This window comes from Phytohabitans rumicis (assembly GCF_011764445.1).
Lineage (GTDB): Bacteria > Actinomycetota > Actinomycetes > Mycobacteriales > Micromonosporaceae > Phytohabitans > Phytohabitans rumicis.
The window spans coordinates 1059681-1081130 of record NZ_BLPG01000001.1 but is presented as its reverse complement, the minus strand read 5'-3'; the positions used below and the strand labels follow the sequence as shown (position 1 = coordinate 1081130).

At 67.0% G+C, this 21450-nt stretch carries 16 protein-coding genes and 3 pseudogenes; 17 read left to right on the top strand and 2 right to left on the bottom strand.

The window, feature by feature from the left end; all coding sequences use genetic code 11:
* Positions 1–11 precede the first annotated feature (11 nt).
* The 10 genes and pseudogenes from Prum_RS04575 (at position 12) to Prum_RS04535 (ending at position 11453) form a co-directional block, all read left to right on the top strand.
* Positions 12–1556 (top strand): vanadium-dependent haloperoxidase, encoded by a 1545-nt coding sequence (locus Prum_RS04575; RefSeq protein ID WP_218577044.1) that lies wholly within the window; start codon positions 12–14, stop codon positions 1554–1556.
* Between the two features lie 38 nt (positions 1557–1594).
* A pseudogene (locus Prum_RS04570) lies at positions 1595–3147 on the top strand (DUF6851 domain-containing protein).
* A 42-nt stretch (positions 3148–3189) separates the two neighbouring features.
* The gene (locus Prum_RS04565; RefSeq protein ID WP_173074236.1) at positions 3190–4746 is read left to right on the top strand and encodes a vanadium-dependent haloperoxidase; all 1557 of its coding nucleotides are present in this window, start codon (positions 3190–3192) and stop codon (positions 4744–4746) included.
* 35 nt (positions 4747–4781) lie between these two features.
* The gene (locus Prum_RS04560) at positions 4782–5630 is read left to right on the top strand and encodes a geranyl diphosphate 2-C-methyltransferase (protein WP_173074234.1); all 849 of its coding nucleotides are present in this window, start codon (positions 4782–4784) and stop codon (positions 5628–5630) included.
* A 72-nt stretch (positions 5631–5702) separates the two neighbouring features.
* On the top strand, positions 5703–7016 hold the full coding sequence (locus Prum_RS04555; RefSeq protein ID WP_173074232.1) for a cytochrome P450: 1314 nt from the start codon (positions 5703–5705) through the stop codon (positions 7014–7016).
* Between the two features lie 27 nt (positions 7017–7043).
* Entirely contained in the window at positions 7044–8117 is a 1074-nt protein-coding gene (locus Prum_RS04550; protein WP_218577039.1) for a methyltransferase, read from the top strand.
* 31 nt (positions 8118–8148) lie between these two features.
* Entirely contained in the window at positions 8149–9093 is a 945-nt protein-coding gene (locus tag Prum_RS04545) for an ABC transporter ATP-binding protein (RefSeq protein ID WP_173074228.1), read from the top strand.
* Positions 9090–9659 carry an efflux permease Rv1217c-related protein gene (locus Prum_RS50865; RefSeq protein WP_246277639.1) on the top strand — a complete coding sequence of 190 codons (570 nt, stop codon included), beginning with the start codon at positions 9090–9092 and terminating at the stop codon, positions 9657–9659. The genes Prum_RS04545 and Prum_RS50865 overlap by 4 nt, the downstream gene beginning before the upstream one ends.
* 113 nt (positions 9660–9772) lie before the next feature.
* Positions 9773–10740 (top strand): annotated as a pseudogene (locus Prum_RS55855) (efflux permease Rv1217c-related protein).
* 77 nt (positions 10741–10817) lie between these two features.
* Positions 10818–11453: a TetR/AcrR family transcriptional regulator gene (locus Prum_RS04535; protein WP_218577038.1), complete on the top strand. Its 636-nt coding sequence runs from the start codon at positions 10818–10820 to the stop codon at positions 11451–11453.
* Between the two features lie 20 nt (positions 11454–11473).
* Here Prum_RS04535 and Prum_RS04530 read toward each other — a convergent pair whose 3' ends face one another.
* Positions 11474–11647, bottom strand: a complete 174-nt coding sequence (locus Prum_RS04530) for a hypothetical protein (RefSeq protein WP_173074226.1) — start codon at positions 11645–11647, stop codon at positions 11474–11476.
* Positions 11648–12611: 964 nt separating this feature from the next.
* Between Prum_RS04530 and Prum_RS04525 the strand changes: the two genes are divergently transcribed.
* The 4 genes from Prum_RS04525 to ispG all read left to right on the top strand — a co-directional run bounded on the left by Prum_RS04525 (position 12612) and on the right by ispG (position 17803).
* A complete protein-coding gene (locus Prum_RS04525) occupies positions 12612–13652 on the top strand; it encodes a 4-hydroxy-3-methylbut-2-enyl diphosphate reductase (protein ID WP_173074224.1) in 1041 nt (346 codons plus the stop codon).
* The gene (locus tag Prum_RS04520) at positions 13649–14701 is read left to right on the top strand and encodes a polyprenyl synthetase family protein (protein ID WP_173074222.1); all 1053 of its coding nucleotides are present in this window, start codon (positions 13649–13651) and stop codon (positions 14699–14701) included. The genes Prum_RS04525 and Prum_RS04520 overlap by 4 nt, the downstream gene beginning before the upstream one ends.
* A 67-nt stretch (positions 14702–14768) precedes the next feature.
* The gene (dxs, locus tag Prum_RS04515) at positions 14769–16652 is read left to right on the top strand and encodes a 1-deoxy-D-xylulose-5-phosphate synthase (protein WP_173074220.1); all 1884 of its coding nucleotides are present in this window, start codon (positions 14769–14771) and stop codon (positions 16650–16652) included.
* Positions 16649–17803, top strand: a complete 1155-nt coding sequence (gene ispG / locus Prum_RS04510) for a flavodoxin-dependent (E)-4-hydroxy-3-methylbut-2-enyl-diphosphate synthase (RefSeq protein ID WP_173074218.1) — start codon at positions 16649–16651, stop codon at positions 17801–17803. The genes dxs and ispG overlap by 4 nt, the downstream gene beginning before the upstream one ends.
* 68 nt (positions 17804–17871) lie before the next feature.
* Here the strand turns inward: ispG and wrbA are convergent.
* Positions 17872–18479: pseudogene (gene wrbA, locus Prum_RS04505) on the bottom strand (NAD(P)H:quinone oxidoreductase).
* Positions 18480–18585: 106 nt separating this feature from the next.
* Here wrbA and sigJ point away from each other — a divergent pair.
* From sigJ to Prum_RS04490, 3 genes are all read left to right on the top strand, one after another.
* Positions 18586–19518 carry an RNA polymerase sigma factor SigJ gene (gene sigJ / locus Prum_RS04500; RefSeq protein WP_173074216.1) on the top strand — a complete coding sequence of 311 codons (933 nt, stop codon included), beginning with the start codon at positions 18586–18588 and terminating at the stop codon, positions 19516–19518.
* On the top strand, positions 19515–20273 hold the full coding sequence (locus Prum_RS04495) for a DUF3050 domain-containing protein (protein WP_173074214.1): 759 nt from the start codon (positions 19515–19517) through the stop codon (positions 20271–20273). The genes sigJ and Prum_RS04495 overlap by 4 nt, the downstream gene beginning before the upstream one ends.
* Positions 20274–20377: 104 nt before the next feature.
* Entirely contained in the window at positions 20378–21445 is a 1068-nt protein-coding gene (locus Prum_RS04490) for a type III polyketide synthase (RefSeq protein WP_173074212.1), read from the top strand.
* The last annotated feature ends 5 nt before the right edge of the window (positions 21446–21450 follow it).

Here is a 21450-nt window from a genome sequence, read left to right as displayed (position 1 = left end):
GGACGCACACCATGGCGTTTGAGCTTTCTCCGGTGTCAGGTTCGTCGTTGCGGCGCAGGTCGCTGCTGCTCGGTGGTGTCGGCGGTGCCGCGGCGCTGGCCACGCTGGGGAACAGCACGGCCGCGGCCGCCGCCGATCCTCAGCCGTCCGATTTCGACTTCGACACCGGCAACATCATGGATTTCGTACAGCCCACCGACGAACTCGCGCCGAACCCTCGGGCGGAGGTCGTTGCGCCCATGGATCTGCCGGTGTTCATCTGGATCGGCCACTTCACGCCCATCGCGGCGTTCGACGCGGTGGCGCCCTACCACCCGACCGCGGTTGGTGTGTACACCCGGATACCGCGCCGCCCCAGCAGCGAATCCGCCACCAACCGCAACCTGAACGTCGCCATCCTCCACGCCCAGTACCAAGCGGTGAAGGGTGTGTTGCCGGAGCAGGCACCGCTCTTCGCGCAACTGCTGAAGGCGTTCGGCCTGAATCCGGACGACGAGTCGGTGGATCCGACCAGTCCGGTCGGCATCGGCAACCTGGCTGGCAAGGGCGTGGCCGCGGCCCGTGCGCGGGATGGCATGAACCTGCTGGGTGACATCGGTCGCCGGTACAACCCGCGGCCGTTCGCGGACTACACCGGCTATCAGCCGGTGAACACCGCCTACGAGCTGACCAACCCGTCGCGCTGGCAGCCGCAGCTGACCCCGCACCGCCGCCGCCTCGGCGCGGGGACGGGTGACAAGGGCGTCTACATCGTCCAGCACATCATCACGCCGCAGATAAGGCTGGTCAGGCCATACACCTTCCGGGATCCGGCTCAGTTCCGGCTCGCCCCGCCCGACTTCACCGACCACCGCCGGCGCAAAGACTACAAGCGGTCCGTCGACGAGATGCTGGAAGTGTCCGCCGGGCTCACCGACGAGCAGAAGGTGAAGGCGGAGGTCTTCGACGACAAGATTCTGGGCCTCACCCATTCGGCGCTGATCAAGTCTCGGCACCACCCCGAGCTCGGCATCCACGGCTGGGTTCAGTATCAGCTGGCGCACTTGTTGGCGACGCTCGACGCGGCGATCGCGTGCTGGCACCAGAAGCTCAAGTACGACGCGGTGCGGCCGGCCAGCGCGATCCGGCACGTGTACGGCCATCGCTCGGTGACCGCCTGGGGCGGCCCCGGCAAGGGGACGGTCCACGACATGCCCGCCGACGAGTGGGCCAGCTACCTGAACGTGGGTGACCACCCCGAGTACCCGTCCGGCTCCACGACGACCTTCTCCGCGGCGGCGCAGGTGACCCGGCGCTTCTTCGGCGATGACCGCCTCGACTGGAGGTTCACCTGGCCGGCGGGCAAGACGCGGGTGGAGGCAGGGATCACCCCCGCGAGCGACATCCAGCTGTACTGGCCAACGTGGACCGACTACGTGAACGACTGTGCCAGCAGCCGGGTGTGGGGTGGGGTGCACTTCCGGAAGACGGTCGAGCGGTCCATCGAGTTCGGTGAGCAGTTCGGTGATCTGGTCCACGAGTTCGTGCAGCGGCACGTCAACGGCGACGTCGACTGACCCACCGAAGCCGGTTCCTTGAAGGAAGGACGCACACCATGACGACGTCCGGACGTTCTCCGGTGTCGGACTTGTCGTTGCGGCGCAGGTCGCTGCTGCTCGGCGGGGTCGGCGGTGCCGTTGGGCTGGCCATGCTCGGGCACGGTACGGCGGCGGCCGCAGCCGATCCCCCTCAACCGCCCATCTTCGACTTCGATACCGGCAACGGCATCGATATCTCGTTCCAACCCGACGCGAGGGCCGGGCAACAGCCCTCGGCGGGCGCGTACGCCCCCATGGACCTGACGTCAGCCTGGGTCAACCACGTGTCGGCGATCGCGTGGTTCGACACGGTCGCGCCCTACCACCCGACCGCGGTTGGCGTGTACACCCGGGTCGCACGCCGCCCCGCCAGCGAGTCGGCCACCAACCGCAACATGAACATCGGCATCTTCCACTCCTCGTACCAAATGATCAAAGCCCTGGTGCCGGAGGTGTTGCCGGAGCTCGCGCGACTGATGGTCGCGGTCGGCTTGAACCCCAACGACGAGTCGGAGGATCCGACCACTCCGGTCGGCATCGGCAACCTGGCCGGAAAGGGCGTGATCGCGGCCCGCGCCCGGGATGGCATGAACCTGCTGGGTGACGACGGTCGCCGGTACAACCCGCGGCCGTTCGCGGACTACACCGGCTATCAGCCGGTGAACACCGCCTACGAGCTGACCAACCCGTCGCGTTGGCAGCCGCAGCTGACCCCGCACCGCCGCCGTCTCGGCGCGGGCACGGCCGACAAGGGCGTCTTCACCGTCCAGCACTTCGCCACGCCGCAAATGCGGCTGATAAAGCCCTATACCTTCCAGGATCCTGCTCAGTTCCGGCTCGCTCCGCCCGACTTCACCGACCACCACCGGCGCGGGGAGTACAAGCGCTCGGTCGACGAGGTCCTGGCGGCGTCGGCCGCGCTCACCGACGCGCAGAAGGTGATGGCGGAGCTCTTCGACAACACGCAGCTGGGCATCGGCCACGCGGCCGTAGCCACGGCGCGGCGCCACAAGGAGCTGGGCCTACACGGCTGGGCTCAGCTGTTCCTTGCGCACTCGACGGCGATCATCGACGCGGTGATCGCGATCTGGCATCAGAAGGCCCGGTACGACGCGGTGCGGCCGGCCAGCGCGATCCGGCACGTGTACGGCCACCGCCCGGTGACCGCCTGGGGCGGCCCCGGCAAGGGAACGGTCCACGACATGCCCGCCGACGAATGGGCCAGCTACCTGAACACGGGGACCACCCCGAGTACCCGTCGGGCTGGGCGGCGATCTGCTCCGCGGGGTCGCAGACGGCGCGGCGCCTCTTCGACGACGACGCCCTGGACTGGACGTTTACCGCTCCGGCCGGCTGGACGCAGGTGGAGGCGGGGATCACTCCAGCCAGCCCGGTCGTTTTGCACTGGCCAACCTGGACCGACCTTGTCAATGACTGTGCCATCAGTCGGGTGTGGGGCGGGGTGCATTTCCGGAAGACGGTCGAGCGGTCCATCGGGTTCGGTGAGCAGTTCGGCGACCGGGCCCATGAGTTCGTGCAGCGGTACGTCGACGGTGACGTTGAGGACTGACCTCCACCAAGCCAGTTCCTTTACCACGAAAGGACGCACACCATGACGACGTCCGGAAGTTCTCCGGTGTCAGATCTGTCGTTGCAGCGCAGGTCGCTGCTGCTCGGTGGGGCGGGCGGTGCGGCGGCGCTGGTGTTTGGTCTGCCCGGTGCGGCCGCCGCCGATTCGTCCGCCGCGCTGGCCGCGCCCGCGTTCGACTTCGACACCGACATCGCCCTCAACCTGATGTTTCCCCCCGACGAGAGCATCAGGGATTCGTCCTCGCTGAAGTTCTTCGCGCCCATGGACGTGACCCTGTTCATCTGGTTCACCCAGTCGACGGTGATCGCGTGGTTCGATGCGGTGGCGCCCTACCATCCGACCGCGGTCGGCGTGCACACCCGCATACCCCGCCGTCCGGCCAGCGAATCCACCACCAACCGCAACATGAACATCGCCATTTTCCACGCGTCGTACCAGGTGCTCAAATCCGCGGTGCCGGACCAGGCGCCCCTCTTCGGGCAGGTGATGGCTTCAGTTGGCTTGAACCCCAACGACGAGTCGGTGGATCCGACCACTCCGGTCGGCATCGGCAACCTGGCCGGCCGGGGCGCCGCCGCGGCGCGCACGCGGGACGGCATGAACATCCTGGGTGACATTGGTCGCCGGTACAACCCACAGCCGTTTGCGGACTACACCGGCTACCGGCCGGTGAACACCGCCTTCAAGCTGACCAACCCGTCCCGCTGGCAGCCGCAGTTGACGCCCCACCGCCGCCGCCTCGGCGCGGGCGTGGGGGACAAGGGCATATACACCATCCAGCACTTCGTCACGCCGCAAATGCGGCTGGCCAAGCCCTACTCCTACAAGAGCCCCGCTCAGTTCCGGCTCGCCCCACCCGACCACACCGACCACCACCGGCGTAGGGACTACAAGCGTTCGGTCGACGAGATGCTGGAAGCCTCGGCCTCGCTCACCGACAAACAGAAAGCGATGGCCGAGTTCTTCGACAACAAGCTGATCGGTATCGGCCAGCCGCCAGCGGTCGTAGCCCGCAAGCGCAATCTCGACCTGCACAGCTGGGTTCACCTGTTGACGATTCACAACACGGCTGTCTACGACGCGTTGGTCGCGGTCTGGCATCAGAAGGCCAAGTACGACGCGGTGCGGCCGTTCAGCGCGATCCGGCACGTGTACGGGAGCCGGCGGCTGACCGCCTGGGGCGGACCGGGCAAGGGGACGGTCCACGACATTCGTGCCGACGAGTGGGCCAGCTACCTGAACGTCGGAGATCACCCGGAGTACCCGTCGGGCTCCACGACGCTCTGTTCCGCCGAAGCGCAGGCGGTGCGGCGCTTCTTCGGCGATGACGTCCTGGATTGGCGGTTCCCCATTCCCGCCGGCTGGACGCTGGTGGAGCCGGGAATCACACCCGCCAACAACATCGAGCTGCACTGGCCAACCTGGACCGACCTCGTGCAGGACTGCGGCATCAGCCGGGTGTGGGGTGGGGTGCATTTCCGGAAGACGATCGAGCGGTCCATCGAGTTCGGCGGGCAGTGCGGCGACCTGGCCTACGAGTTCATGCAGCGGTACATCAGCGGCGACGCCGAGGACTGACGCGACGCCAACCCGGACGACCAAGGAGAACGACAATGGCAACAGAGTCCCTCGCCCTCAGGAGCCCCTACCAGCAGTCGGTTGCCGACTACTGGAACCGGGAGAAGGACCCGGTCAATATCAAGCTGGGGGACGTGGACGGCACGTACCACCACCACTACGGCATCGGCGACGTCGACCAGGCCGTGTTCGAGGGCTCCACGGAGACCTGGGAGAAGCGAGTCATCGAGGAGATGCACCGCCTGGAGTCGGTCCAGGCGTCTTATCTCATCGACCACCTCGGCGACGTAGGACCCGAAGACCGGATCATGGACGCCGGTTGCGGTCGCGGCGGCACGAGCTTCATGGCGAACCAGCGGTTCGGCTGCTCCGTCGATGGCGTTTCGATCTCCGAGGGGCAGGTGTCCTTCGCCAACGAGCAGGCCAGGCAGCGCGGTGTGGCCGACAAAGTGCGGTTCCACCTGAAGAACATGCTGGACACCGGCTTTGAGCCGGGCGCCTACAAGGCGATCTGGAACAACGAGTCCACGATGTACGTCGAGCTCTCCCTGCTCTTCGCGGCCCACTCCCGGCTGCTGGCCCGCGGCGGCCGCTACGTCACGATCACCGGCTGCTACAACGACGCCTACGGCATGCCGTCCCGGGCGGTCAGCCAGATCAACGCGCACTACATCTGCAGCATCCACCCGCGGTCGTCGTACTTCCGCGAGATGGCGAACAACCGCCTCGTCCCGTTCGCCGTTGTGGACCTCACCCCGGCGACGATTCCCTACTGGGAACTGCGGGCGAAGTCGCCGGTGGCCACCGGCATCGAGGAGCCGTTCCTCGAGGCGTACCGCAACGGCAGCTTCCAGTACCTCCTGATCGGCGCCGACCGCGTGTGACCACCGGAGGGTCCGGACGGCCAAGATGCCGGGGGCGGGAGCTCCAACCCGCCCCCTCAGAACACTCGAGAGGTGAGTACGTTGAAGAGTCACCTGGACTTGACAACCGGACTCTCAGGTAAAGCGGAGTTTCATTTCAACCGGATGGAGGAGATCCTCCAGGGCCGTCCGGTGGGTCAGGTGACGGTAGATGGCATCGACGCCGTATTTATCAATGACCCGACCCTGATCCGCGCAATACAGGTGAAAGACAGTAGGAAATATGTAAGAGGCGACCTCTTCCAGAAGGGCAGAAACATCAGCAGGGCGGGGCTTCTCCTGGAGGACGAGGCTTCGCATCGACACTATCGGCGATTGTCGAATCCGTTCCTGCGGGTGGCGAAGGTCGATGAATACGTCCCGACCATGCGCCGCATCGTTTCTGATGCAGTAGCCTCCTGGCATGCTGGGGATCTTGTGGACATCCAGAACGAGATGTGCTGGATTTCGGGTGCGATCGCCCTGGCTGCTCTCTTCCCGAGTCCATTTCCCGAGCCGTCGAGAGATCTCAGTGATCGCCTTGCCGCCCTGATCCTGGAGACGATCAGGAAGCCCCTGTACGGAAAGGTGGCCACCCCCGCACAGCCCTACGGGCTGCCGTCGGGGCAGCCGGCGCAGGCACGCGAAGAGGTTCGGAAGCTGCTCTTTTCGTACGTGGACGAGCAGTTGCGTCGTCCAGACTCTGCGGCCGGCTACCTCTCGGCGCTGCTGTTGGACACCGACGAAACCGGCGAACGCGTCCTGACGGTGGACCAAATCTGCGACGAGGCGATAATGATGCTTATCGCGGCGACGGCCACCATGGCTTCCGTGATGTCATGGGCTCTGTACGTGCTCTCCGAAGAGCCCTTGATCGAGGAAAAACTCTTCGAAGACATGCCCAAAGCGGGAAACGAAGGCGCTGCGCACGGCATAGAGCGCTCCAGCTACACCTTCCGGTTCCTGATGGAGATTCTGCGACTCTACCCGCCCGTGTGGATCGCGTGTCGAAAGACCCGTTCGAGCATCTCACTAGGTGATCACCTGCTTCCCGAGGGTGTGAATGTAATATTCAGTTCGTATCTGCTGCACAGAAACTCCGACCGCTACCCGGACGCGCACCGGTTCGACCCCGATCGGTGGCTTTCCTTTCGACCTGGTGCTGGGGACGACACCTCGTACATCCCGTTTGGAATCGGGCCGAAGGCGTGCATCGGGGAAGCGTTCGCCTGGCGTGAGCTCGAGGTCATTCTCGGCACGGTGATGCAGAGATGGAGGCTTGGCACCAAGCCCGGCAGCAGCGTTCAAGCGGCAGCAGAGACCACGCTTCATCCCCACGAACTCCTCATGATCCCCCAGCCTCGGTGACAAGCCCTTCGAAAGGGGATCGGTGCGATGACAGCAGAAGCTACGCTCGCGCGGTTTCGTGAATACATGGTGGGACCGTCGCGGTTCATGACCCTACTGTCCTGTTTCGAGCTCGGCATCATCGACGCGCTCCGGGAAACCCCTGGCATGACCGCCGCCAAGCTCGGCGCCGCCGTCGGCGCCAAGCCGGACTCCGTGGAACAACTCCTGTTTCTACTGGTCAAGGAGGGCTTCGTCGCCTACGACGAAGGTTCTGGCGCCTACTCCCTCGACGCCCTGGCCGGCGTCGCCAAGGCCGACCTCCAGCGAGCGCTCACCTACATGAACATGATCAAGGTCGTCGCACTCCGGCAGTTGTTCTATCTCACCGACAGCGCGCGGACCGGTGCGCTCGTCGGCCTGAAGGAACTCTATGGATCGGAAGGCACGCTGTACGGCGCCGTGGCCGAGCACAAGGACTTGCGCGAGTCCTGGGCAACGTTGATGGACGCCGTCACTGCCCGCATCGATCCGTGGTTCTTCGACAACATCGACATTCCGGCGGGCGCACAGGTGCTCGACCTCGCCGGAAACACTGGTCTGGGGGCGATCCACGCATACAAGCTGAAGGCGTCGCCCGGACTTCGGGTGACCACGTTCGACCTTCCGGAAAAGGAAGACGAGTGCCTCGCGAACTTCCGGAAGCACGGCGTTGCGGAGCACTGCTCGTTCATCGGCGGTGACGTCTTCGAAGGAGTCCCAGAGGGCTTCGACGTCGTGCTGATCAAGCACTTCCTGGACATGTTCGACAAGGATGACGTGTTCAAGATCCTCGAGAGCGTCAACAGGTCCCTGCAGGTCGGCGGCCAGGTCAAAATCTTGGTGCCGGTGTACCCGGAGAACATCAAAGACTCCGACAACTACAACGTCGACTTCTTCCCCGCCTTCTTCATCGGCTGCACGATGGGCCAGGGCGGGCCGCAGAAGCTGTCGACGTACCGGCGCTGGCTGGAGGAGTGCGGGTTCACGGTCACGAAGACCGTGGTCAAGAATCCCGCCGACATACCGCCGGACGTCATCCCCGTCCCGGCCGTCCTGTGCGCGACGAAGGACCCTCATTGAGACCTCTAGTGAGAGGGTCTATCATTTGGTCATGACTACCAAAAGAGATGGCTTGGCAACTACGGCTATCGCTACGTCTGGGCTGGTGAAGACCTTCGGGGCGACTCGTGCCCTGGGTGGGTTGGACCTGAGTGTCGAGGTCGGGGAGGTGCACGGGTTCCTCGGGCCGAACGGTGCCGGCAAGTCGACGACGATCCGGGTGTTGCTGGGGTTGCTGCGGGCCGATTCGGGCCGGGCGGAGGTGCTTGGCGGTGACCCATGGCGCGACGCGGTCGCCCTGCACCGCCGCATGGCATACGTGCCGGGCGACGTCGAGCTCTGGCCCAACCTCACCGGTGGCGAGGCGATCGACCTGCTCGGCCGGCTCCGTGGTGGTCTCAACAAAGCCCGCCGGGCTGAGCTGATCGAGCGGTTCGACCTCGACGCCCGCAAGAAGGGCCGTACCTACTCCAAGGGCAACCGGCAGAAGGTGGCGATCGTCGCGGCGCTGGCCTCCGACGCGGAGCTGCTCCTCCTCGACGAGCCAACCGCCGGACTGGACCCACTGATGGAGGTGGTGTTCCAGGACGTGATCAACCAGATGAAGGCGGAGGGGCGCACCGTGCTGCTCTCCAGCCACATCCTGGCCCAGGTGGAGAAGCTCGCCGACAGGGTCAGCATCATCCGGCAGGGCCAGATCGTGCAGTCCGGGACCCTCACCGAGATGCGGCACCTGACCCGCACCACCATCGAAGCCGACACCACCCAGCCGGTCGTCGGCCTGGAGCGGATACCCGGCATCCACAACCTGGAGACCATCGACGGCCGGGTGCGGTTCGCGGTCGACGGTCAGCATCTTGGCGATGCGGTCCGCGCCTTGACTCAATCCGGGATCCGTAGTCTGACCAGCCACCCGCCGACGCTGGAGGAGCTGATGCTGCGCCACTACGGCGACGAGCTCGCCGCCGCCGGCGACGGAAACAGGGGGAAGCGATGACGGCGACCGCCGTCCGGCAGCCGACCCGGACGGCCGTGAGCCGCGCATCTGGCGACACGCTCGCCGGCACCGGCACGTTGATCAGATTCATTCTGCGCCGTGACCGGATCAAGCTGTCTGCCTGGCTGCTGGGCATCACCGCCCTGATGCTCTACTTCACGACTATCGTCTCGGAGGTCTATCAGACCCAAGAGCAGCTGCAGGACATGGGCCGGTTCATGGGAGGGTCGTTCGGGGCTCTCTTCGGCGGTCCCGGCTACGGCCGCGACGACATCACCCTGGAGCGGGCGATCGTCGGCGTCTACGCGCAGTGGTTCTTCGTGCTGGCCGGCCTGATGAACATGCTGCTGGTCTCCCGGCACACCCGGGTCGATGAGCAGAACGGGCGGACCGAGCTCATCCGCGCCAACGTGGTGGGCCGGCACGCACAGCTGACCGCGGTGCTGGTCGTCGCTGTCGGCGCGAACGTGGTGCTGGCGCTGTTGCTCACCGGGGCGATGACCGCCAACGGCCTCGGCGCGGGTGGGGCATTGCTGTTCGCCGCCGGCATCGGGCGGTGGGGCTGATCTTCGCCGGAATCACGGCGCTCACGGTGCAGGTCACCGAGTACTCGCGGGCGGCCACCGGGCTCACGGGCGCGGCGATCGGCGTGGCTTGGGCGGTGCGGGCCTTGGGCGACATGATGGGTGACCACGGCAGCGCGCTGTCCTGGTTCTCGCCGCTGGCTTGGTCGCAGCAGACCCGGCCGTATGTGGATGCCCGGTGGTGGCCACTGCTGCTGTCGATCGGGCTGGCGGTGGCGGCCGCGGCGGCCGGGTACGCCCTATCCACTCGTCGGGATGTCGGCGCTGGGCTGGTCGCGGCCCGGATCGGGGCGCCGGAGGCGGCGCCGTGGCTGAGGTCACCGCTCGCGGTCGCGTTTCGGCTGCAGCGGTCGAGCCTGCTCTGGTGGACGGGGGCACTGGCCGGGGCTGGTTTTCTGTGGGGAGCGGTCGCCGATGCGATGGCTGACCCTACGGACATGGACGAGGAGCGCATCGAGATGTTCGGCGGCTCCTTGGACACCTTGGTCGACGGCTACCTCGGCGTGATCACGTTGTTCATGGCCGTCCTCGCCGGCACTATGGTGATCCTCGGCGTGCAGGCGGCACGGGGGAGGAGACCAAAGGGCGTGCCGAGCCCGTGCTGGCGACCGCGACCGGCCGCTGGGCCTGGTTCGGCAGCTACCTGGCGGTGGTGACGGTTGGCCTGGTCGGGCTGCTTCTGCTGGTCGGTCTTACGACCGGGATCGGGGCGGCCATCTCGACCGGCGACGCCGCGTACGTCGGAAAGATGGTAGCGGCGCATGTGGCGCACGCGCCGGGCCTCCTAGTCCTGCTCGGCGTGGCGGCACTGCTGTTCGGCGTGCTACCGAGGGCGATCGGCGTCACCTGGGTGATACTCGCCTATGGCATGTTTTCCGGCATGTTCGGGGCGATTGTCGACCTACCGCAGTGGGCGCACAACCTGTCGCCGTTGGAGCACGCGGGCAAACCACCGCTGGACGGCATTGCCTGGCCGGCGATGGGGATCCTCCTCGTGATCGCCGCTGGGCTTGCGGCGGCCGGGCTGGCCGCATTCCGGCGTCGCGACCTTGAAACCAAGTGAGGTGACCACGTGCCGGGCAGCCTGCGCTATCAGGCCCCGGCCGAGTCGGTAGCCGACCGTATAGGAAACTGAGGTGTATGCCCACCATGCCCCCGGGTCCGGCTTCACCGGCGACCGCCACCAGCCAAGCTAACCTCGGCCTGCGGGCGCGCAAGAAGCTGCGCACCCGCCAGGCGATCCGGGAGGCGGCGTATCGGCTGATCGAGGAGCAGGGGTACGACAACACGACCATCGAGCAGATTGCTGCGGCCGCCGAGGTCTCCCCGAGTACCATCTTCCGATACTTCGCCAGCAAGGAACACATCATTCTGACGGCCGACTTCGCCGGCCCCGTCATCGAACTCCTCCTGGCCCGTCCGGCCGACGAGCCGCCGCTCATCGCGCTGCGAAGGGCGGCGACCGAGTCGCTGCGCCCCGTCTACAGAGAGTTCGAAGTGGAGTTCGCGCGGCGGCTGAAGCTTGTCCGCGAGGTTCCCGCACTGCGAGCGCAGATGTATGAGGCGCAGGGCAGGCTGGTCGAGGCCGTAAGCATGGCCCTTGCGAAGCGGGCTGGTCGGCAGGAGGACGACATTGAGCTCCGCATCGCGCTGGGTGCCCTCGCCGGCGCGCTCACTCAGGCGCTGTACGCCTGGGGCGACCACGGTCGGCCGGGCGAACTCGTGGAGATCATCGAACGGGCACTGGCGGTCCTACAGCGCGGCCTGACGCTGTAGGCCGCCAGGCCCTCGCACGGCTAGCGTCCGTCCTGATCCATGCGGTCAAAGGTGGCCGTGACATCGTCGGGATGGTAATAGGTGCGGCCCGCTTGGGTATAACGGCGCCAATGGTTCACATGGGCATGGCGGTATACAGTACCTTTGGGAATCTGCCAGAGGCTGGCAATGTCGTCCGCGGTCAGGCCGGTCATCCTGGTATCGCCACTCAACTGCTCTCTCCTTGCCCCTGTATCTGACGCGCGAGCTTCGTCCACCAAGTGGTCGGCCAGGCGTGGTCGGAGGAAACCGTGCAGATGATTTCCGACGGAAGGAGATCGCCGCGCGGGCGTATGACGGCTACCAGGTCACCGGCGCAGTCGGCGCCAGGACAGTAGCCGATGTGTATTCGCCGGACGTTGTTTGGATATGCAATGCTGCGGGCGAGTCGAGTGATGTCGTAGATTTCGTCCGCTATGTCGCCGGCGGCCGGATGGCTGGTTAACCAATCGGCATGCAGACACAGGAATCGGGCAAGTGCTGGGAGATCTCGGGCCGGGGGCACCAGCCGGCGCTCCTCGACGACCAGCCCGGCCCACGATGCCAGGACCGTGAGTATGCTAGAGCGTATCTCGGCTGCGGCGGGGTTCATCGAGTCTGTTGTGGAGCTCCTCCTAGGTCCCTTCCGGAGTACGTGCATTACCTTCTGGCTTGTGCCTCTGCCGCAGTCGGCGTACAAGGCGGGCAGATGCGAAAGGTTACTTATCAGGCGGTTGCGACACGCCAAGCATAGGAATCCCTCGCTGCCAGCTCTGCGCGGTGCTTCCTTCGCGCTCCCGCTCGGCAATCGACATGACATGGCTGCACATAGCCCCCGCTTTGCCACCGTTCCCCCTTTTAGGGTGCCTCAAAACGTCGTTTACTAGGCCGGACTCCTTTGTCGGCGCTGGATGGGTCGAGGTGATCACGCTGGCGCAGCGGCCCGTTGGCGATCATGCCGACGGTGCGGCCTCGACGATGCCCCCCGAGATTTGGTTCGGAAAATACGCGAGCATCGTCGCTCACCCCGCTTGCCGTTGGCTTGGCGTCCGCTTGAGACCGGCATCGCCATGCAAAAAGCAAGCCAGAGCAATCGAGCAAATAATCGCCGACCCACCGACAGGCTTGGGGGACCCGCCTATGAGCCCGGGAGAAGTGACGTCCGAGACCGGCCGCGCCCGCCGGGGCGGTCGCGTCGTGCTGGCCGAGCCGCGCAGCTTCTGTGCCGGCGTGGTCCGGGCGATCGAGATCGTCGAGGAGGCGTTGCGCCAGTACGAGCCGCCGATCTACGTCCGCAAGGAGATCGTGCACAACCACTACGTGGTCCGGGATTTCGAGCGGCGTGGGGTGGTGTTCGTGGACTCGGAGGCCGAGGTGCCCCAGGGCGCGGTCTGCGTGTTCTCGGCGCACGGGGTCTCCCCGGCGGTCCGCGAGCACGCCGCCGACCGGCAGCTTCGGGTCATCGACGCCACCTGCCCGCTGGTGGCCAAGGTGCACCAGCAGACCCGGCGGTACGCCCGGGACGGCCGGACCATCCTGCTCATCGGGCACGAGGGCCACGAGGAGGTCGAGGGCACGTACGGCGAAGCCCCCGACCGCACCATCGTGGTGGCTGACCTGGCGGACGTGGAACGGCTGGACCTGCCTCGGAACGAGCCGTTGGCGTATCTGACCCAGACCACCCTGTCGCTGGACGAGACCACCGACGTCATCGCCGCGCTCGAAGAGCGCTTCGACGACCTGCGCGGGCCGGGCGGCGACGACATCTGCTACGCGAGCCAGAACCGGCAGAACGCCGTCAAGGAGATCGCCGCCCGCACCGACGTCGTCCTGATCGTCGGCTCCCGCAACTCCAGCAACTCGGTGCGGATGGTGGAGGTGTCCGCTCGCGCCGGTACCCCGGCCCACCTGGTGCCGGACGTGACCGAACTGGACGAGAGCTGGCTGGCCGGGGCCCGCGCGGTCGGCCTCAGCGCCGGCGCGAGCGCGCCGGAGTTCCTGGTCGACGAGGTGGTCGAGCGGCTGGCTGAGCTCGGCTTCGACGAGCTGGAGCTGATCCGCACCGCGACCGAGGACATCACCTTCGCGCTGCCCAGCGGTCTCGCGCCGCCGCGCCGGGCGACCGCCCCGGGCAGCGCCGAGGACGCCGACCAAAGCACGGAAGGGGAGGTCGTGGCATGAGCGCCATCCACCCGGCCACCGCCGCGCCCGCGACGGCCCGTGACGCGCTGCTGTGCCGAGTCGAGGACCGGCTTCGCGACCTGCTCGCCACCGAGGCGTCGCGGTGGTCCGCTGTGGACCCTCGCGCGGCGGTACCGGTCGAGGCGGTCGCCGCCCTGGTGGGCGCGGGCGGCAAGCGGCTACGCCCGGCGTTCTGCCTGAACGGCTTCTTGGCCGCCAGCGGCGATCCGGCGCGGGAGCCGGTCGCGGTGGACGCCGCCGCCGCGCTGGAGGTACTGCACGCGTTCGCCCTGTTGCACGACGACGTGCTGGACGACTCACCACTGCGGCGGGGCGAGCCGACCGCGCACGAGCGGCATGCGGCGGCGCACCGCGCCGCCGGATGGGCCGGCGAGCCGCGCCGGTATGGCGAGGGCGTGGCGGCCCTGGCCGGCGACCTGGCGCACATCTACGCCGACCGGCTGGTCAGCGAGCTGTCCCCGGCCGCCCGGGAGATCTGGCACGAGCTGCGCATCGAGATCATGGTCGGTCAGTACCTGGACATCCGGGTGGCGGCCGAGCGGATCGCCGATCCCGAACTGTCCCGCTGGATCGCGGTGTGCAAGTCCGGGCGGTACTCGGTCCACCGGCCGCTGACCCTCGGCGCGGCCATCGCCGACCGGCTCGACCTCGCGGCCGCGTTCGAGCGGTACGGGGCCGCGCTCGGCGAGGCGTTCCAGCTGCGCGACGACATGATCGACGCCTTCGGCGACAGCGCGGTCAGCGGCAAGCCGACCGGCCTGGACTTCGCCCAGCAGAAGATGACCCTGCTGGTCGCGCTGGCGATGCCACGCGACGAACGCATCTCCCGGCTGCTCGCCGGCCAGAGCGCCGGCGGCGCGACACTCGCCCAGATCATCACCGACCTGGACGTCCAGGGTGAGGTCGAGCGCCGCATCGATCACCTGGTCCAACAGGCCCAGGCGGCGATCGCGGAAGTCCCGATCGACCCAGCCTGGCGGGACGAACTGGCCCGCTTCGCGGTTCAGGTCGCGTACCGCCAGAAATGAGGGAGGCACCCGACGTCCCCACCGCCATCGTCGGCCTCGGCCGGTACGGAAGAGAAGAGGACCACCAATGGCACTGCTGAACAGCATCCGCGGCCCGGCCGACGTGCGCAGAATGCCCGAGGCCGAGCTGCCGGCGCTGGCGGAGGAGATCCGCGAGCTCCTCGTACGAACGGTCTCCCGCACCGGCGGGCACCTGGGCCCCAACCTCGGGGTCGTCGAGCTGACCATCGCGCTGCACCGCGTCTTCAACTCACCGCACGACCGGATCCTGTGGGACACCGGCCACCAGGCGTACGTACACAAGCTGCTCACCGGCCGGGTCGAGGGGTTCGAGCGGCTCCGGCAGCGCGGCGGGCTGTCCGGCTACCCGAGCCGGGCCGAGTCCGAACACGACGTCATCGAGAACTCGCACGCCTCCACCGCTCTCTGTTACGCCGATGGGCTCGCCAAGGCGTACGCCCTGACCGGGCAGACGGACCGCGCGGTGGTCGCGGTGATCGGAGACGGGGCGTTGACCGGCGGCATGGCGTGGGAAGCGGTCAACAACATCGCCGCCGCCAAGGACCGGCCGGTGATCATCGTGGTCAACGACAACGGGCGTTCGTATGCGCCGACCGTGGGCGGGATCGCGGACCTGCTGTCCGGGCTGCGCACCGCCGGGCCGTACGAGCGGTTCCTGGCCTGGGGCAAGAACACCGTCCGGCAGACGCCGGTGGTGGGCCAGCCGGTCTACGACCTGGTGCACGCGGTCAAGGCCGGGCTGAAGGACCTGATCGCCCCGCAGGCGCTGTTTTCCGGAATGGGCCTGAAGTACCTCGGCCCGGTCGACGGACACGACGTGGCGGCGGTGGAGGCCGCGCTGCGGCGTGCACGCGGGTTCGGCGGCCCGGTGCTGGTGCATTGCGTCACCGAGAAAGGCCGTGGATGGGCGCCGGCCGAGACCGACGAGCAGGACAAGATGCACAGCTACCGGCGGACCGACCCGGTCACCGGCGGCCGCATTCCGGCGACCACCCCGACCTGGACCGAGGTGTTCGGCGCGGAGCTCGGCGCGCTGGCCGCCGAGCGTCCCGAGTTGGTGGCCATCACCGCGGCCATGCTCGAACCCACCGGACTGGAGCAGATGCAGGCGAAGTTCCCCGAGCGGGTCTTCGACGTCGGCATCGCCGAGCAGCACGCGGTCACCTCCGCCGCGGGCTTGGCCATGGGCGGGGTACACCCGGTGGTCTGCCTTTATGCGACCTTCCTGAACCGCGCCTTCGATCAGCTGTTGCTGGACGTGGCACTGCACTCCTGCGGCGTCACGTTCGTGCTGGACCGGGCCGGCGTCACCGGTGACGACGGGCCTTCGCACAACGGCATGTGGGACCTGTCCATCCTGCAGGTGGTGCCCGGCCTGCGGATCGCCGCGCCGCGGGACGCCGCCACCCTGCGCCGGGCGCTGCGCGAGGCGGTAGAGGTGACGGACGGCCCGACGGTGATTCGCTTCCCCAAGGGAACGCCAAGTGCCGACTTGGCGGTCGCGTCCCAGGTGGACGGCTTGGACGTGCTGGTCGCGGGCGAGCCGGAAGACGTCCTGATGGTCTGCGTCGGCGCGCTGGCCGGGCTGGGCCGCCAAGTCGCCGATGAGCTGGCCGAGGCCGGCCTCGGCGTCACAGTCGTCGACCCCGTCTGGGTCCGGCCGGTCAACCCGGCGATCGCCGGGCTGGCCCGGCGGCACCGGGTCGTGGTCACGTTGGAGGACGGTGGACGGGCCGGCGGTGTCGGCGCAGCCATCGCGCAGGAGCTGCGCGACGCACGCGTCACGACGCCGGTGCACACGATGGGCCTGCCGCAGCGCTTCCTGGAGCATGGCAAGCGGGCAGAGGTGCTGGCCGACTGTGGCTTGACCACGCCGGAGATTACACGCCGTATCAAGGAGGTCGTCCCAGCGCGAAGGAGGTCCCGGTGACAGTCTCCCTGGGCTTGCCGGCCACTCCGCCCAAGCGGCTGGCCCCACGGCGGAGATCCCGCCAAGTGCGGGTCGGCGACGTACTGGTCGGCGGCGACGCGCCGGTCTCCGTCCAATCCATGACCACCACCAAGACCGCCGACGTGGACGCCACCCTTCAGCAGATCGCCGAGCTGACCGCGAGCGGGTGCCAGATCGTGCGGGTGGCGGTGCCGGACACCGACGACGCCGAGGCGCTGCCGCAGATCGCCCGCAAGTCGAAGATCCCGGTCATCGCCGACATCCACTTCCAGCCCCGGTACGTCTTCGCGGCCATCGACGCGGGCTGCGCGGCGGTCCGGGTGAACCCGGGCAACATCAAGAAGTTCGACGACCGGGTCGCGGAGATCGCCAAGGCCGCGTCGGCGGCGGGGATCCCGATCCGGATCGGTGTCAACGCGGGCTCGCTGGACAAGCGGCTGCTGGAGAAGTACGGCCGGCCGAACGCGGACGCGCTGGTGGAGTCGGCGCTGTGGGAGTGCTCGCTGTTCGAGGAACACGGCTTCCGGGATATCAAGATCTCGGTGAAGCACAACGATCCGGTGGTGATGATCAGCGCGTACCGCAAGCTGGCCGCCGCCTGCGACTACCCGTTGCACCTCGGGGTGACCGAGGCCGGGCCGACGTTCCAGGGCACGATCAAGTCGAGCGTGGCGTTCGGAGCGCTGCTGGCGGAGGGCATCGGCGACACGATCCGGGTCTCGCTGTCCGCGCCACCGGCCGAGGAGGTCAAGGTCGGCATCCAGATCCTGGAGTCGCTGGGCCTGCGCCAGCGCAGCCTGGAGATCGTGTCCTGCCCGTCCTGCGGCCGCGCCCAGGTCGATGTGTATCGGCTGGCCAACGAGGTGACCGCCGGCCTGGAAGGGCTGCCGGTGCCGTTGCGGGTCGCGGTCATGGGCTGCGTGGTGAACGGGCCCGGCGAGGCACGCGAGGCCGACCTGGGAGTCGCGTCCGGCAACGGCAAGGGCCAGATCTTCGTACGCGGCCAGGTGGTCCGGACCGTGCCGGAGTCCCAGATCGTGGAGACGCTGATCGACGAGGCGCTGCGGATCGCGGACGAAATGACGGCCGCTGGCACCGTCGGGGGTACGCCCGAGGTCAGCGTCTTCTGACTGTCCACTCAGTTGCGGAGCCCGCATGATCAAGGCGTCCTTTCGCAAGGACGCCTTGATCATGAGGCTCAGGTCGCGCGCCCGGCCTTGAGTGCCGCCGTCGTGGCGACGACGCGCCGAGCCTGGTATTGGGCGGCTTCAAGGGTCACGTCGCTGGGCGGCCCATCGCCGGCCACATGGGAGGTGCCGTAGGGATTTCCCCTCTGGGCCTGGACCGGATCGGTGTAGCCGGGGGCACGATGATGCCGCCCCAGTGGTAGAACACGTTGCTCAGCGCGAGGATGGTGGACTCCTGTCCACCGTGGATGGTGCCGCTGGCGGTGAACGCGGAATACACCTTGTCGGCGAGTTTGCCCTGCCGCCACAGGATGCCGGCGGAATCGATGAACGCCTTGAGCTGACCGGACGGGTTGCCGAATCGGGTGGGAGTGCCGAAGAGCACCGCGTCGGCCCAGGCTATGTCGTCGGTGCTGGCGGTGACGACGTCGGCACTGTCCTGCACGTGCTGGGCCCAGGCCGGAACGGCTTGGATCGCCTCAGATGGGGCCAGCTCCGCGACCTTGCGCAGTCGTACGTGCGCGCCGGCCTTCTCCGCACCGTCGGCCGCGGCTCGCGCCAAGGCGTGCAGGTTGCCGGTGGCGCTGTAGTAGATGATCGCGACGTTCACGGGTTCCAATATCGAATTCCCCTTCTTCGCGGGTCCTGTCTGGTGATGCCGGCGGGGCCAGATTTTTTCCGTCCCATGAGTACGACGACGTAGCCGTTCGGAATGTGAGGTGGAGATGAGCGCCAGATCCGATCCGGGGTTGAGTGCGGTGGTGAGTGAGCGGCGTCAGTTGATCAATTTGGCGTATCGGCTGCTCGGGTCTTTGGCCGAGGCCGAGGACGCGGTGCAGGAGACGTACGCGCGTTGGTACGCGATGTCGCGGCGGGAGCTGGAGGCAATCGAGTCTCCGGGTGGTTGGTTGACCACGGTGGCCAGTCGTATCTGTCTGGACCTGCTGGGCTCGGCGCGGGCCAGGCGGGAGCGGTACGTGGGTGAGTGGATTCCGGAGCCGTTGCCCGACCGTGCGGAGTGGGTTGATGGCGGCTCGGGTGGTGACCTCGTTGATCCGGCCGATCGGGTGACTTTGGACGAGTCGGTCAATATGGCGTTTCTGGTTGTGTTGGAGTCGATGACGCCGGCTGAGCGGGTGGCGTTCATCCTGCACGACGTATTTCGCTTTTCGTTCGCTGAGGTGGCTGGGATCGTTGGGCGTACGCCGGCGGCCTGTCGTCAGTTGGCCTCGTCGGCTCGGCGCCGTATCCGCGTCGCGCAGGTTCCTGCGGCTTCGGTGGCAGGGCGGGCTGATGTGGTGCGGGCTTTCAAGCAGGCGTGGGAAGCCAAGGACATCGACGCTCTCATCGGCATCCTCGACCCCGACGCCACGACGATCGCCGACGGCGGCGGCCTCGCACGCGCCCACCTGCACCCGGTCGAAGGGGGCGCGCAGATCGCGCGCCGGCTGGTCGAGATCCTCGGCTTGGTGCCCAGGCTGACGATCCTGGAGCGCACGGTCAACGGCCAACCTGGCCTGGTGGTTCAACAAGACGGCCTCACCGTGACGGTGATGGCGTTCGACGTTGCGGGCGACCGGATCAAGCACATCTGGGCGGTACGCAACCCCGAGAAACTCCGTCCCTGGCGGGGCCGAATCATTGGGAGGAAAAGTTGACCGCGCTTGCTGAGTTTGACAGGACACGCGCCAAGCTGATCGACCATCCCCTTTACTCACAGATAACCACCGAGGATCGCCTGCGGATTTTTATGAAGCACCACGTGTTCGCCGTGTGGGACTTCTTCACGCTGCTCAAGCGCCTTCAGGAGGAGGTGACCACGGTGACGCTGCCCTGGCGGCCGCGAGGGCGGGCCGACCATGGTCGGTTCATCCTGGAGATCGTGCTCGCCGAGGAGACCGACGAGGACATCGGCGGCGGCTACATCAGCCACTTCGAGCTGTACCGGCGTGCGATGGACGAAATCGGCGCCGACACGGGACCGATCGACAGCTTCCTCGCGGCACTCGACGCCGGCCTCGCTCCGATTGCGGCACTTGAGGACGCGAAGGTGCCCGCAAGCGTCCGAGAGTTCGTCAGCCACACGCTGGGCGTGGCCCTGAACGGCGCACCGCACGAGGTGGCCTCGTCGTTCTGCCACGGCCGGGAAAACTTGCTGCCGGACGTGTTCACCGCAGTTAGGTCCAATGTGGAGGACGTACTCGCAAACGCGCCGGTGTTCCGGCACTACCTGGACCGCCACATCGCACTGGATCACAACGAGCATGGCCCACTGGCACTGCGCCTGCTCGCGTCGCTGTGTGACGGCGATCCCGTCCGCGAGGCCGAGGCCGAGTCGGTCAGTGTCGAAGCGATCCGGGCACGCATCGGATTGTGGGACGGCGTGCTCGCAGAGTTCGACAACGATCGTTGATTGACTGCTGTAACAGGTGGCTCGTGGCCCAGGGTGTCCAACCCGTCGTTTGGACACCCTGGGCCGATCCAGGTTGCGGACTCTAAGGAAAGTGGATTCCAGACATGCCAACGTTGTGCAAGCCGTCGGTGAGTGTACCGGAATATGTCATCACAATGGAGGATACTCTGGCATTCGCAGAACGAGCGCACGCCGGAAAGCCGCAGCTCCCTTTAGTGCTTCGACTGATTCAGAACACAGGGGTGCAGAAGCGGCACATTGTGCAGCCCATCGAAGAAGCCCTCCGCCACCCGGGCTTCGAGGAGCGCAACCGAATCTATGCGCTCGAATCCAAGAAGCGGTGCCCGGGGGTCATCGAACAGGCCCTCGCGAACGCCGGCGTCGGCGTGCGCGACATCGACTTGATCATCTATGTCTCTTGCACCGGATTTCTGATGCCGTCGCTGACCGCATGGCTGATCAACAGCATGGGGTTCCGATCCGACACTCGACAGATACCTATCGCACAGTTGGGTTGTGCGGCGGGTGGAGCGGCTATCAATCGTGCCCACGACTTCTGCAAGGCGTACCCCGGGAGCAACGTCCTGATCGTCGCCTGCGAGCTGTGTTCGCTGTGTTACCAACCCGACGACGACGGGGTGGGTGCGCTGCTGTCTGACGGGTTGTTCGGTGACGCGGTCGCGGCCGCCGTGGTGCGCGGCAGCGGTGGCACCGGCATGACGCTGCAGCGCAACGCCTCCTATCTCATCCCGAACACCGAGGAATGGATCTCCTACGCAGTGCGCGCCACCGGCTTCCACTTTCAGCTGGATCGGCGGGTGCCCGGGACGATGGAACCGCTCGCCCCGGTGCTGCGTGACCTCGCCACGGACCACGGCTGGGATGTTCGTAACCTCGACTTCTACATCGTTCACGCTGGCGGTCCGCGGATTTTGGACGATCTCGCCAAGTTTCTCGATGTCGATCGTGAAAGGTTTCGGCACAGCTGGGCGACGCTGACCCAATACGGCAACATCGCCAGCGCGGTCGTACTCGACGCGCTGCGCAGGCTATTCGACGAAGACCCGCCGGTCCCGGGTGGGACCGGCCTGCTCGCGGGCTTTGGTCCCGGCATCACCGCAGAAATGGCGCTGGGCGCATGGAGCACCGACGCACCGACGAATGTGCACTAAGCAAA